Here is a 14,281-nt window from a genome sequence, read left to right on the forward strand (position 1 = left end):
TATATAGTTTGATGTCAAACTATATGATAAGGAGAGGATAACGTGAGAGATTTTACGAAAGAATTGCCCGATCATACGGAGAAATACATTGGGGAAAACGATTTGTTCCTAGAGATATTCGAAGGAGAGAACCTACCGAAAGGGTCTAACGATAGACCTCCTTTGCTTTTTGTACACGGAGCTTTCACGGGAAGTTGGATGTGGAGCAAATACATTCCACACTTTATCGGAGAAGGATGGAAATGTTATGTCATGAACATGAGAAGCCATTACAAAAGTAGGCTCATGGATATGACTAAGATCACTTTCGAAGATTATTTGGAGGATATAGAAGAGGTTATCGCCGAGTGCGGCGTTCAGCCCATTGTTATCGGATTTAGCATGGGAGGGATCTTGAGCCAGAAGCTGGCTGAAACCGTCGAGATCGCCGGGTTGGTACTGATCGATTCGGTCATCAGCAGAGAAGTTTTTGAAGAAGTACCCTACGAACAGTTAGACCAGACGACACCTGGTATCATCATGCCTGCCCCAGTCCGTGAAGAGCTTTCAAGCCTGGATGAAACGGCAGATGACATTGCATTTCAAGTCAAGTATTTGACAATGGAGTCATCGAAGGCATTTAGCGCATTTGTTTTTTCGATCGAAGCAAAAGGGATATCCATAGAAAGCCGCTCGATTACTTGCCCGTGTTTGGTTATCAAAGCAGTAAACTCGGATGATGACGACCGTCGGGGTAAAGTGACAGCGGAGCACCTCCGTGCTGAATATAAAGAGCTATGGAACATGACACACACAGGCTTGCTCGTAGGTCAGAGATATAAGGAATCAGTAGATACAATCATGGAATGGTTAAACAGATTTTAGAATGGATGCAAAAGCCCCTACCACCGGTTCGGTGGCAGGGGCTTCGGATTAAATTAAATCAGCTTACCAGTTGTTGCCCGACACTCTGATGACGTTAAAGCTCGGGGATTTGTTCTCGCCGTAAATGGCTGTGACACCGGGGTTGTTCACTTTGACATTGGTGAAACTCGCCGCGCCGATAACCGGTCCTTGCCCGTCTTCCGCTTTGGCGACAAGTTTAATGCCATAGCGGGACGGATTGTTGATCGTGATGTTCTCCAAGCGAACGTTCTGCATCGGAAGGTTCTCAGGGGATTTGGACTGGAACATCAATCCGAAATAGACCGGGTTATTGATATCGATATTCTTCACCAGGATGTTCTTGAAGTTTCTGTCGCCGCCGAAGAACCAGATGGCCCCGAAGTTCTGGTAACCGTTGATCTTGTCGTCGGCTCCGACGCTGGTCCAGAAATCTCCGCCCGTGCGGTCCAGCGTAACTCCGTCAATAACGGTATCCAGAGTGCCGAATCCAAGCGTGTTGTACCCGAAGCTTAAACTGCTGACGGTCACGCCCGGGTAAGTCAACGTATCGGCGCCGTACAGGTTTTGGAACAGATTGTCTTGGCCCCCATAGACGGCGAAAGCGGCCGCGCGTCTAACGTTGGTGGCGGTGAGGTTGGTGTACTTGTTGCCCACGTTGTAGGAGCCGCCGGCATCGATGGCGCTGAACAAGGCGAATGAATCGTCGCCGGTTCCGCGGGCATAGTTGTTGTCGATGATGTTGTAGGACGAACCATTGGTCATGTTGATGCCGTCCGCGAATAAGTTCTTGATCCGGTTGTTCTTAAAGGTATTGTAAGATGAGTTCACTCCCCAGTACAGGCAGATAAAGTGCTCGGCCCAGATGTTCTCGATGGTGACGTTCTGCATGCCGTTTCCGTCGATGAACTTGCCGGGACCGTCTTGTCTGTAAATATAGTTGCCCCACGCAGACAAGTTCTTGATGGTCGAGCCGTTAGCCGCGGAGCCGATATTAAATCCGACATCGGTATTCGTTTGGTTCTGCGGAGCCGTCAGCTTGGTATGCCATGGGCCTGCGCCGATGATCTCCGTGGCCCGGCCGTACAAGAAGATTTTGGACGTAATGGTCCATTCGCCAGCCGGAATGAAAATTCCCTTCTTGGACGGGTCTTGCCTGAATTCGGTCAACGCTTGCTCGATCGACTTGGTGCTCGACACTTGAATGTATTTGCTCGGATCCGGATTCGAAGCGGGCGGAGCGACATTCTCCGTCTCGATCATATCCACGTAGATCCAAGGGACGTCTCCCGCGTCTTTCTGAATCTTGATCTTGGTTCCGGCCGGATACACCTGGTCGAGCATGAGCTGCGAATCTTCGTAGAGCCAATAAGCTTTGGAACCGGTGTTATCATAGCCAAGCTGTCCAAGAGTGGTCGGAGTCGCATAGACGTATGAGAACTTGGATGTGACGGTAAAGTTGCCTTTGTCCACGCCATCCGCGTAAATGCTAATCGTTCCGGTGGTGTTCTCGGCAACGGCATTGCGGAGAACGAAAGCGTTGGCCGGCGAGGTCAGCGTAAATTCCACGTATTTGCCGGTCGCGTCCAGATATACGGCCGAACGCCCTGAAGCTTCGCCCGCGAAGTCGCCCGGCGTAAAGTTCGGAGCGAGCTTCGTACCGTTGGTGCTGTTGGAGGAAGACTCGGCTTCCAGGATCGTAAACGGCATGTTGGCGCCGCGGCCGGAATACAAGCTGGACGTGCTTATGTTGTTCGCTTGTTTGATGGCGACTTCGTTCGCATCCACCGCGACCGTTGTCGTTACCGTATAGCTGCCATTAACCGCCGTCCATGTGCCTAAGGTTACATTGGCCGATGCCCCCGCAGCCAATGTCCCGTTGTATGACCCGTTAAAGGTTTGAACGGTGGCGCCCGCCGCGTTCTTCAGTACTGCGGTGATTGCGTGGGTACCGCCAGCGGAAGCGATATTTCCTTGGTTCTTGAGGTTTGCGGTGAAGGTCACGGTATTGCCGGCGCTCGGATTGCCCGGCGTCCATGAAACGGTTCCGATCAAGTCGGAGCTTTGGACTTGACCGACGACAAGCGGCGAAGACGAGGTGAGGTTGTTGTTCGATTTGTCGGTCTCGATGACGGTATTGCTCTCGTCGACCTTGCCGGTGACGGTATAAGAGCCGGCATCCTTCGGTCCGACATTCGCGGAGACGGTCGTCGAGGCACCTGCTGCGAGAGCGCCGACGGAAGCCGTCCCGGCAAGAGCGTTGCCGAGATAGAAATTCACGCTCGTAGCCGGAGAAGCGATCGAACCGGCATTCTTCACGGTTGCGCTAAGCGTAATGGCATTGGTCTCCACCGGAGAAGTAGGCGACCAGGTTAGGCCGGTGATCGTTAAGTCCGGATTAGGCGCCGGAGTGCCGAAGATCTGGAACTCCGCGACTTGCCCGCCCGGTGCTCCGGAGTTGGCGGTGAACCGGAGTTGTACGCTGCTCGCCGTCGCTCCGATGGGAATTGTCACGGTATTCTGCGAAGCCGGGTTGAACGTATACGAGGCTGCGGAGACTAGGTTCGCGAAGGTGGTGGAATTCTGGTCGTGTCCAAGCACTTGGATCGTCTGCGTACGCGTTGCCCATGCGCTGGACGGGCTCAGCTTAACCACGACCGAAGTGACGTTGGCATTGGCTCCAAGATCTACGGTGAGCGTGCTTGGATGGCCGTTACCTTCCCAATAGGTGTTCGTATCGTTATCGTTGGCGTTCGCCGCTACGAAGGTGAAGGTGGAAGAAGATGCCGTGATCGGTTTGCCGATGGCCAAGTTCGTATCGTTGCCGCCGCCCGAACCGTTCCTTGTTACTGAATTGCTCGGCGGAGATGAGTTGCCGGCAGCGTCCTTGGCGATGACGTAGTAGGTAACCGTTGCGCTCGCGGGTTGAGTATCCGTATAAGTGAGCGTTGATCCGTTCACGCTGCCGCGAAGCTGGCTGTTGGCGTAAACGCTATACCCGGTGACGCCGACGTTATCCGTCGAGGCGCTCCAAGTCAGGTTAATCGTGCCCGAAGTCGGCTGCGTGAAAGCCAGATTGGCCGGGGCCGTTGGAGGCTGGTTGTCTAGGGCGCTGCCCGGCACGAAATTCATCCAGTTGATATTGAAGTCGTATCCGCTGGCAAATACTCGAAGCGTCTGTTGTCCCGCGGCAAGCGTTACGCTCGCGGTGACGGTTTGCCAATTTTGCCAGCCGCCGGTGTTGGGCACCGTCGTGGTGGCCAGCGTCGTGGTGCCGGATTGAAGCTGGAGCTGGCCCGTGGAGCCATTGCTGGCTACCCGGTATTCTACGGTGTACGTGCCGGCGGTCTGTACGTTCACATTGTAATCCATCCAGTCTCCGACATGGATCCATCCCACGTTAAGCCCGCCGCCGCTATCCGACGTCGTCTCGGTTTGGATTCCGTTCATCGCGCTGTAGCTTTCCGCTTCGATTTTGCCCGGAATGGCCAAGGGTCCAACCGAGGAAGTGCCGTAGATCTCCAGTTCGGAGATTTGCGCGGCCGGCCAGCCGGTGTTCGCAGTGACAAGGATCCGCACGTAGCGCGCGCTGGTTGCGGCGAAGTTGATCGTCACCGTATTCGCGGCGTTCGGATTAAACGTATAGCTAGCCGATGCTTTGAGATCTGAGAAGCTCGTTCCGTTCGTGCTTCCTTGAATGGACAGAGTCTGCGTCCGGCTCTCCCATCCTGACGGCAGCTTCAGTACGACTTGATCGATTGTAGCCGCGCTGCCGAGGTCGACCTGGGCCCATTGCGGGAAGGCATTGTTGGTGCTCTCCCAATACGTGGCTGAATTGCCGTCCGTGAGGTTGGACGCGACATAAACGTCGGCGTGTCCGGACTCGGTCACGGATTTGCCCGCGGCTAGATTCGGACCTCCGGCCGCTTGGACAGGGTTAGGCGCGGCAACGGTTGTTAGGAATGTTCCTACCATAAGGGTTAGGATACAGACCCAGGCTACTATTCGTCCTTGCCTTCTCATAAATTTCATTCTCCTCTCAAAATGAAAGTCATCTTAAGTGCATACAGGTTAGCTTCGGTTTCTCATCCATCCCTTTCTGGGTATTTCTGTTTTTTATACAAATGTAAGCGATTGCACTAAATAAGGCATTCCTCCTTTTTTTCAGCGATTTTAAGGTGTTGCACTTTGATCATAAGGCAGGCAAGCCTTCCGAATGAAGGAGTGATTCTATCAAAATCGTGTGCGGTATTACGAATTGGTTGAACCGGAGGCCATGTGCCTTCCCTATCATGCCAGGGACTCCAACCAGCAAGTCAGTCTGAATAATAATGTATGGGTTGTTAAAAAATACGTTCTAAGGAACCGGAAGGCGCGACAACTCGGTAAGGGAGGGGTTCTTCATTCAAGACAGCGCGTTTCGGATTTGGAGAAAGAGCCCCTCGGCGGCTTTTATATCAGCATCTCTAAAAGGAATTTCACAGGTGTTATTGATTGAGAATACGGTTACGGGACTGATCGTTCTCTTCGCCATCATGATCGCATCCGTCCCGTTAGGGCTTGTCGCATTGGCTTCATCTGGAATTGGAACCGGGATCGCTCTCGTTAGCGGGGCTGAGAAGGCGGTTATCAATCAAGGTTTATTCGGATACAATTCGGTTTTAACGGGTCTGGCTTTATCCTTGTTTCTGAGCGGTGAGAAGCGGTGGGGGATCGCTCTAGCCGGAGCTGCCGTTACCGTTCTCTTTACGGCGGCATTGATGCATTTGCTGAAGGCTATGGAAGTCCCGATTCTGACGTTTCCGTATATTTTGCTGACTTGGTCGGTTCTGCTTGCCTCTTTCGGATTGGCGTCCATTCAATTAAGCCCAAATCTTGTTCCCCAGGATCTTTCTCATTGGAAGTTGCAAGCGGAGGGGCATTTCGAAGCGACGGAATTGATTGAGGGAGTCGGCCAAATCTATTTCTTGGAAAATATTTATTCCTCCTTTCTGATTTTGATCGGAATTTTTTGGGCGAGCTGGCGAATGGGACTGTATGCCGTAGTAGGGACAGTCCTATCTAGCTTAACGGCTTATGGATTGGGGGCGGGATCTCCATCGTTTAACTCGGGGTTGTATGGATACAATGCGGTCCTCGCCATCATGGCCGTAACCGTAGTTTTTAAGGATCGGAGGCACAACTCCATTCCGGCAGGAATCGTCGCCGCAATTCTAACGGTGCCCCTTATGGCAAGCATTACGGATGTAATGATCCCTTATGGACTTCCGGCGCTTACGATGCCGTTTGTTATTGTAACCTGGCTATTCCTCAGCTTGAGAAAAGTATTGCCTAAGCTTTAGAAAGTAAATGGAGGCGATTCCCTTGTTCGAGAAATTTGAAGTGAGACCCTCGCTTGATGAAACGGTTAACAGCCATTGGCATTTTACGGCGCATAAGGACGGTATTGATTATACCGGTCACTACGATGGCGGAGAAATTCATTGGTTCCAACCGAAACCGGAAGACCATCATATCGAGCAGATGGAACAAAGGGTTCATACCCTAATGGAAGAGTATACGCCATTAGACAGTGAAATGAGGTAATGCCGTATAACACTTCCAATTAATGGGGACGATTGGGGTAGGATCGGTTTGAAGGAGGGGAAGTCCGTTGAAACTCACGCAGCGCGAACAAGAAAAGCTGATGATCGTCGTCGCGGCTGACGTTGCTAGGCGGAGGAAGGAAAAAGGCCTGAAATTGAACTATCCGGAAGCGGTAGCGTTGATTACATATGAAATCATGGAAGGCGCGCGCGCGGGGAGTACCGTCGCCCAATTAATGAGAGACGGAACAAAGATTTTAACCGCGGCCGATACGATGGATGGAGTTCCGGAAATGATTCACGATATACAGGTAGAAGCTACTTTTCCGGATGGAACGAAACTAGTTACCGTCCATTTTCCGATTAAATAACACCACAAACACGAAATGAAAGGGATGTTGCTTATGCTGCCAGGCGAGTACGTATTGCGAGAGGGCGACATCCTATGCAACGAGGGTAGAAAGACGCACGAATTAGAAGTCGTGAATCTAGGGGACAGACCCGTTCAAGTCGGTTCCCATTTTCATTTCTATGAGGTCAATGCCGCCTTGCAATTTATTCGGGATCAGGCTTACGGCATGCGTCTGGATATTCCGGCCGGTTCGGCTGTCCGTTTCGAGCCGGGGGATGCCAAGAAAGTAAATCTTGTCGCATTGGCAGGGGAACGTCGCGTTTATGGACTAAACAATAAAGTAGAAGGCTATCTAGATCATTAGGAGGTATCGCATGAGTCTGCGATTAACTAGAAAAGAATATGCAGATCTGTTTGGACCCACTACAGGAGATGCGATCCGATTAGCAGATACAGACCTATTCATAGAGATAGAAAAAGATTACGCGCGGTACGGGGATGAATGTAAATTCGGCGGCGGAAAATCGATCCGTGACGGAATGGGACAGCAACCGTCCGCGACGCGTGCGGATGGAGTGATGGATGTTGTCATAACCAATGCCATTATTCTTGATTATACCGGTATATATAAAGCGGATATCGGAATCCGAGACGGTAAAATCGCGGGTATCGGCAAGAGCGGGAACCCGTACATCATGGATGGCGTCGATATGATTATCGGTGCGACGACGGAAGCGATTGCCGGCGAGGGACTGATTCTGACTGCCGGCGCCATAGATACGCATGTTCACTTTATTAATCCTCTTCAGGCGGAAACCGCCTTATCTTCGGGCGTTACTACGCTGATAGGGGGAGGCACCGGGCCTGCGGAGGGATCGAAAGCGACGACGTGCACTCCCGGAGAGTGGAATATCCATCGCATGCTTGAGGCGATGGAGGGGATACCGATGAATATCGGTCTACTCGGGAAAGGAAGCACCTCCTCGGAAGAGGCGTTGGTCGAGCAGGTTCTGGCCGGTGCCGTCGGATTCAAAATCCATGAAGATTGGGGAGCAACGGCTTCCGTCATCGACCATTCCTTGCGCATTGCGGACCAATATGATGTTCAAGTGGCCATCCATGCCGATTCGCTTAATGAGTTCGGATTTGTCGAAGACACGATAAAAGCGATTGCCGGCAGGGTCATTCATACGTTTCATACGGAAGGCGCAGGAGGGGGGCATGCGCCCGATATGCTCACGATGGCAGCCTTGCCCAATATTCTCCCTGCGTCTACGAATCCGACAAAGCCCTACACCGCTAATACCGTAGAGGAACATTTGGATATGCTCATGGTCTGCCACCATCTTAGCCCGAAGGTTCCGGAGGATGTGGCATTCGCCGATTCGCGAATTCGGAAGGAAACGATAGCGGCGGAAGATGTCTTGCAAGACTTAGGCGTGCTAAGCATTATGAGTTCCGACTCCCAGGCTATGGGCCGCATTGGCGAAGTCATTTGCCGTACTTGGCAAACGGCGGACAGCATGAAGAAGCAGAGAGGGAAAATGGCCGGGGACGAAGGGGTTGGCGATAACAACCGAGTGAAACGGTTTGTAGCCAAATATACGATCAACCCGGCGATTGCGCATGGCATTTCTTCTTACGTCGGTTCCATTGAAGTCGGGAAAGTAGCCGATTTGGTTTTGTGGCATCCGGCTTTTTTTGGAGTCAAACCGGAAATGATCATGAAGAGCGGCTTTGTCGTTAACAGCGTGATGGGGGATGCCAATGCCGCAATCCCCACCCCGCAGCCGATTTTATACCGCCCGATGTACGCTGCTTTAGGCAAAGCGCTGCAGAGCAGTTCGATCACGTTCGTATCCAAGGCTGCCTATGAGGCAGGGATTAAGGAAAAGCTGGGGCTGCGGAAACAGGTGCTTCCGGTCTACGGAGTTCGCAACCTGACCAAGAAGGATCTAAAGCTGAATGGAGAAACACCGAAGATCGAGGTTGATCCGCAAACGTTTGAAGTTAAGGTAGATGGACAATTAATCACTAGCGAGCCTGTCGATGTCGTACCGATGGCCCAACGCTATTTCCTATTTTGAGGTGAAGCCTTGTGATAATCAATCAAGTGGTCTCCCATATCGAGAGTTTGAATGCGGAAGAAAGAAATAGACGCCATATGGAAAGGGTATTTCTGCAAAGCGATGATTTGGTTAAACGAATTCAACGGGTTGTGACGGATCACGGCAATGAGTTAGGCATTTCGTTAGGTCAGTCGAAGGAGCTCGTCCATGGGGACGTTCTCTATATGGATGACCATTCGTTGATTGTGATCCACGTCATACCGGACGAGCTGCTTGTCATTCATCCGCGCACCATTCAGGAGATGGGAGAAATAGCCCACAAGCTGGGAAACCGGCATCTTCCGGCTCAATTCGAAAGGGATCAAATGCTTCTGCAGTATGACTATTTGGTCGAAGAACTGTTGCAGAATGAGGGCATTCCGTATTCCCGCGAGAAGATGGCCGTAAAGAAAGCTTTTCGTCATGTTGAACACAGACACTAGCCTCTCTTTACTGTCCCTGCTGCAATTGTGCGATTCTAACTTCCCAACCGGTGCATTCAGTCATTCCTTCGGTCTCGAAACGTACATCCAGGACGACAAAGTGATGAGCAAGCAAACGTTTAGCGAATGGCTGCAGGTTTACTTGCAGGAACAGCTCGTTTATACGGATGGACTTGCCTGTCGGTTGACCTATGAAGCTCTCGAAGAGGGAAAGCTGGAAACGATATGGGCACTGGATCGCAAGATCTGCGTGCAGAATCAAGCCGCCGAGACGCGGGAAGGGAACAAGCGGATGGCGGAGAGAATGCTCTATCTGGGCACCGAGCTGTATTCTTCCCCGACGCTCGCACTCTATCGCGAACGAATCCGAGATAAGGAATGCTGGGGGCACTCGTCGATCGTATTTGCATGGATCACCCATCATTTGAAGATTCCCAAATCGGTAGCGATTATTTCTTACTTATATGCTTCGGTAGCGAGCTTGATTCAGAACGGCGTACGGGCCATTCCTCTTGGCCAGACGGAAGGCCAACGGCTCTTTCAAGAGCTGCAGGCTCCTCTGATTCATGCCGTCGAGCAGATCAATGGATTGGACCCCGAAGACTTAGGCATCACGTCACCGGGGCTGGAACTCTCTCAAATGAGACATGAAAGGCTGGGTTACCGTCTTTTTATGTCCTAATCTAACGGGTAATTAAGTGTAATTAAGAGAGGAGACTGTCATGGGTGTCATGGAACCGATTCGGATCGGGGTAGGCGGCCCGGTAGGCGCGGGCAAAACGTTGCTTGTAGAAAAGCTCACGCGTAAGCTGCACGATGAGATTAGCATGGCAGTCATCACGAACGATATTTATACCAAAGAAGATGCCCAGTTCTTAATGAAGAATGGCGTGCTGCCAACGAACCGAATCATCGGGGTAGAAACAGGCGGGTGCCCTCATACGGCGATCCGAGAAGACGCATCGATGAATTTTGCGGCCATTGAAGAGCTAAAGCAAAGACATCCGGACGTGCAATTAATATTCGTGGAAAGCGGCGGCGATAATTTGGCGGCAACCTTCAGCCCGGAGCTTGTCGACTTCTCCATCTATATCATTGACGTGGCCCAAGGGGAGAAGATTCCGCGCAAAGGCGGTCAAGGCATGATTAAGTCCGATCTGTTCATCATCAACAAGATCGACTTGGCGCCTTATGTCGGAGCCAGCTTAGAAGTGATGGAGGCCGATACGATAACGTTTCGCGGCAACAAACCTTATATTTTCACCAACTTAAAGGAAGACGTCGGACTGCCGAAAGTCATAGAGTGGATCAATAAGAGCGTCTTGCTGGGCGGGTTAGACTAGTGGCGGAATTAACAGGCTTTCTGCGGATTGAAGCCCGCAAGCATCGGGAGAAATCGATCGCGTCGGAAATTTATTCGCAAGGGGCATGGAAAGTGAATCCGCCTATTTACCTCGATAGTAGCGGACAACCTTGTTTGTATATGGTTTCTCTTGGCGGAGGATACGCGGGAGGCGATCGTTACAAAGCGGAAATCCGTCTATCCGAACAGGCGGAACTTCTTCTTACGACCCTATCCTCCAACAAGATATTCCGATCCCGAGGGAAGCCGGTCATTCAAGAAATAGATATTTACTTGGCAAGAGGAAGCGTTCTGGAGTATTTGCCCGATAATACGATTGCCTATCAAGATGCTCACTATGAACAATCGACAGTCATCCGTATGGAGTCGGGAGCAACCTTGATCTATACGGACTTGATAACGCCGGGATGGGCTCCAGACGGTTCGGTTTTCCGTTACGACACCCTCAAGCTCAGAACCGAGATTTACTTGGACGACCATCTCGTCGTATTCGATCATATTCGTCTCTGCCCTGGAGCGCAGAATATACAGGGGATCGGTTTATTGGAGGGATACACTCATTATGGCTCGATGATTGTCATTGGGCAGCAGGCGACCCCGGAATTCCTCGATAAGCTGCATGAAAGCTTGGATGTAGGACAAAGCCAAGTCAGACTTGGGTTATCCATGCTTATGATTCCGGGGTTTACCCTGAGAATACTGGCGTTCTCAACGCAAGCGATCGAGAGCGTATTCCAAAGCTGCCATCGGATGATTCGCGAGGAGTGGTTTGAGAAACAGCCGATCTCATTTCGAAAATATTGAATGAGTTTTGTTAGACAAGAGGTAAATCGTCATCCGCGGATGCGATTTACCTCTTTTTGCGGTTCTCGATCTGATAAGCGGAATAAAAAAAGAACCCGGTAAGCTTGCCGGGTTCTCGGATATAAATAGATTGCACGCAAAGAAGCGCTATGTTATGATAAGGGCACTGTCGAAATTTTTATTATCTGAACAGAGTTATTGCATCTTATCTATACCTTAATATTATCACATGGTTTTACGGTTTGTCAAACGTTCTTTTCCTTCTCCAAATTTGACTGATAAGGAGCGTGTTCAGAAGATGATAAACGCGAAGGATTGGCAGCAAGAGCAGGAACGGCTGGATCTGGTTACGGAGGGACTGCGATCGGAAATCGCGGAACTGGAACCGGAGGTGACCGGGCTGCGCGATCAGGTGGCGGACTTTCGCAAGCGATTTTGGGAGGAAGTTACGGTCAATACGAGTACGGACGAAGATTTCGAAGAGACCTTCTACAGCATAAAACAGCAAGAAGCATTGTTGTCCGAACGGGAGCGCAGTCATAGACAACGGATGCAGCGTTGGAAAAACATGCAACGGCTGCTGCCGTCTCCCTACTTCGGACGAATCGATTTTCAAGAGGACGGCATGAGCTTCAGCGAGCCAATCTATATCGGCGTATCGTCCTTCGTCGATACGGACGGCATGAGCTTCCTGGTGTATGACTGGCGAACGCCGATTGCGAGCATGTACTATGACTATTCCCCCGGCGTCTCCGCCTATGAAACGCCGGGCGGTCAAATCACGGGTACGATGATGCTGAAGCGGCAATACCAGATCCGCGACGGTCAGCTCCAGAATGTGTTCGATACAAGCGTAACGATCGGCGACGAATTGCTTCAGCAGGTGCTTGGCAAGGGCGCGGATGCGCAAATGAAGAGCATCGTGGCCACCATCCAGAAGGAGCAGAACGCTATCATCCGCAACGACAAGAGCCGTATGCTCATTGTGCAGGGGGCGGCCGGCAGCGGGAAGACTTCCGCGGCGCTGCAACGGGTAGCGTACTTGTTATATAAACACCGCGATAAGCTCAAGGCGGACCAGATCGTTCTTTTCTCGCCTAATCCGATGTTTAACAGTTATGTATCCACGGTCCTTCCCGAGCTCGGCGAGGAGAACATGCAGCAGACGACCTTTCAGGAATATCTTGCGTACTGGCTTGGTTCCGCGTTTCGTCTAGAGGACCCGTTCGAGCAGATCGAATATGTACTGACGTCGACATCTTCGCAAGGGTATGAAGCGCGGCTGAACGGAATGCAATATAAGGCTTCCGAAGCTTTCCTGCAAGCTCTCCAAAGTTATGCGCTGTGGCTGGGGAAGGAAGGCATGCTATTCCGCGGTATCCTTTTCCGAGAACGCGAGTTGATTACCGCGGAGCAAATGAAATCGCAATTTTACAGCTACGATAGTTCCATTCGTCTGGTTAATCGCGTCGTTCTGCTGCGGGAATGGTTACTGCGAGAGCTAGCTTCGTTGGAGCGTCGGGAGCAGGAGGCGCTCTGGGTTCAAGATGAACTCGACTACCTCGACAACGAGCAATATGCCGAAGCCTACGGCGCATTGCTCAAGAAGTACCAGCGGGAAGAGGCGGTCTTCGATTTTACTCAGCAATATGTGGAAGTCTATGGCGATTTTCGCGGGAAGGAGCAGGGGGAAGAGAATGTGTTCGACTATGCCATGCAGGAAGAAGAGCTGCTTCGCCGGATGATCGTGAAGGAGCACTTCAAACCGCTGAAGCGGGATGCAAAACGGTTCATGTTCATAGACGCGATTGGGCTGTACGGCCAGTTGTTCGGCGATGCTGCCGCTTATCGGAAAATGACGAACGAGACCGAAGTGCCCGAGCTGTGGCCGGAAATCTGCAAGCAAACAAAGGAGAAGCTGAGTAGGCTCGAGCTGTTTTATGAGGATGCGACTCCGTTCCTGTATTTAAAAGAACTCGTCGAGGGCGCTCGGACGAACACGGAGGTGAGGCATCTCTTTGTCGACGAAGGCCAGGATTATTCGCCGTTCCAATTCGCGTTTCTTAAACGTCTGTTTCCTCGCGCCCGCATGACGGTACTCGGCGATTTCGGCCAAGCGATCTTCCCCCAAGCAACGAATCTGCACGAGGCGGATTCGCCGTTGATCCGGCTTTACGGCGAAGACGAAACGAGCCTGATCCGCCTTGTCCGAAGTTATCGTTCAACCCGGGAGATCGTGGAGTTTACGAAGTCGCTGTTATCAAGCGGAGAGATCGTACCGTTCGATAGGAGCGGCAGGAAACCGTACCTCTCGAAGGTTGGCAACGGCGAAGAGCGGACGTCGCGAATCATAGAAGACCTTGCGGCGCTCAAGGCTGAAGGCTTCGACTCGATCGCCGTTATTACGAAGACCGCGGCCGAGAGCCGCGAGGCCTACGAAGAATTGACGGCACAGGGTTGCGAAACTCTGCGGCTCATTACGAAGGAGACAATCACCTTTGAGAAGGGGGCGGCCGTTATGCCTGCCTATCTCGCCAAAGGTGTCGAGTTCGACGCCGTGCTTATCTACGATGCTTCTTCGGCGACGTATTATCGGGAAAGCGAACGCAAGCTCTTCTATACCGCATGCACGCGAGCGATGCATCGGCTTCTACTCTATACGACAGGGGAATGGACACCCTATATCCAGGCATTGGATTCGTCTTTATATGAGGTGGAGCAATAAAGGATTGTAGTTACAGAAA

At 51.6% G+C, this 14,281-nt stretch carries 12 protein-coding genes; 11 read left to right on the forward strand and 1 reads right to left on the reverse strand.

Features of this window, described 5'->3' with window-relative positions; all coding sequences use genetic code 11:
- Positions 1 to 42 precede the first annotated feature (42 nt).
- Entirely contained in the window at positions 43 to 864 is an 822-nt protein-coding gene (locus L3D05_RS08135; protein WP_239615529.1) for an alpha/beta fold hydrolase, read from the forward strand.
- 63 nt (positions 865 to 927) lie between these two features.
- Here the strand turns inward: L3D05_RS08135 and L3D05_RS08140 are convergent, their stop codons facing one another.
- Positions 928 to 4,905: a discoidin domain-containing protein gene (locus L3D05_RS08140; protein ID WP_239615530.1), complete on the reverse strand. Its 3,978-nt coding sequence runs from the start codon at positions 4,903 to 4,905 to the stop codon at positions 928 to 930.
- Positions 4,906 to 5,306: 401 nt separating this feature from the next.
- Between L3D05_RS08140 and L3D05_RS08145 the strand changes: the two genes are divergently transcribed.
- The 10 genes from L3D05_RS08145 (at position 5,307) to helD (ending at position 14,262) form a co-directional block, all read left to right on the forward strand.
- Positions 5,307 to 6,224, forward strand: a complete 918-nt coding sequence (locus L3D05_RS08145; RefSeq protein WP_439647936.1) for an urea transporter — start codon at positions 5,307 to 5,309, stop codon at positions 6,222 to 6,224.
- 22 nt (positions 6,225 to 6,246) lie between these two features.
- Positions 6,247 to 6,468 (forward strand): DUF5342 family protein, encoded by a 222-nt coding sequence (locus L3D05_RS08150; protein ID WP_239615532.1) that lies wholly within the window; start codon positions 6,247 to 6,249, stop codon positions 6,466 to 6,468.
- Between the two features lie 67 nt (positions 6,469 to 6,535).
- Positions 6,536 to 6,838: an urease subunit gamma gene (locus L3D05_RS08155; protein ID WP_239615533.1), complete on the forward strand. Its 303-nt coding sequence runs from the start codon at positions 6,536 to 6,538 to the stop codon at positions 6,836 to 6,838.
- A gap of 33 nt (positions 6,839 to 6,871) precedes the next feature.
- Positions 6,872 to 7,183, forward strand: a complete 312-nt coding sequence (locus L3D05_RS08160) for an urease subunit beta (protein WP_239615534.1) — start codon at positions 6,872 to 6,874, stop codon at positions 7,181 to 7,183.
- A 10-nt stretch (positions 7,184 to 7,193) separates the two neighbouring features.
- Positions 7,194 to 8,906 carry an urease subunit alpha gene (gene ureC / locus L3D05_RS08165; RefSeq protein WP_239615535.1) on the forward strand — a complete coding sequence of 571 codons (1,713 nt, stop codon included), beginning with the start codon at positions 7,194 to 7,196 and terminating at the stop codon, positions 8,904 to 8,906.
- Between the two features lie 11 nt (positions 8,907 to 8,917).
- Complete coding sequence (ureE, locus tag L3D05_RS08170) at positions 8,918 to 9,370, forward strand: urease accessory protein UreE (protein ID WP_239615536.1); 453 nt, start codon at positions 8,918 to 8,920, stop codon at positions 9,368 to 9,370.
- Complete coding sequence (locus L3D05_RS08175; RefSeq protein ID WP_239615537.1) at positions 9,351 to 10,052, forward strand: urease accessory protein UreF; 702 nt, start codon at positions 9,351 to 9,353, stop codon at positions 10,050 to 10,052. The genes ureE and L3D05_RS08175 overlap by 20 nt, the downstream gene beginning before the upstream one ends.
- 49 nt (positions 10,053 to 10,101) lie before the next feature.
- Positions 10,102 to 10,713, forward strand: coding sequence for an urease accessory protein UreG (gene ureG, locus L3D05_RS08180; protein WP_239615942.1), 612 nt, complete (start codon positions 10,102 to 10,104; stop codon positions 10,711 to 10,713).
- On the forward strand, positions 10,713 to 11,537 hold the full coding sequence (locus L3D05_RS08185; RefSeq protein WP_239615538.1) for an urease accessory protein UreD: 825 nt from the start codon (positions 10,713 to 10,715) through the stop codon (positions 11,535 to 11,537). Before ureG ends, L3D05_RS08185 begins: the two co-directional genes overlap by 1 nt.
- Positions 11,538 to 11,835: 298 nt before the next feature.
- On the forward strand, positions 11,836 to 14,262 hold the full coding sequence (helD, locus tag L3D05_RS08190) for an RNA polymerase recycling motor HelD (protein WP_239615539.1): 2,427 nt from the start codon (positions 11,836 to 11,838) through the stop codon (positions 14,260 to 14,262).
- Positions 14,263 to 14,281: the final 19 nt, after the last annotated feature.

It is taken from the genome of Cohnella mopanensis (genome assembly GCF_022352055.1).
Lineage (GTDB): Bacteria > Bacillota > Bacilli > Paenibacillales > Paenibacillaceae > Cohnella > Cohnella mopanensis.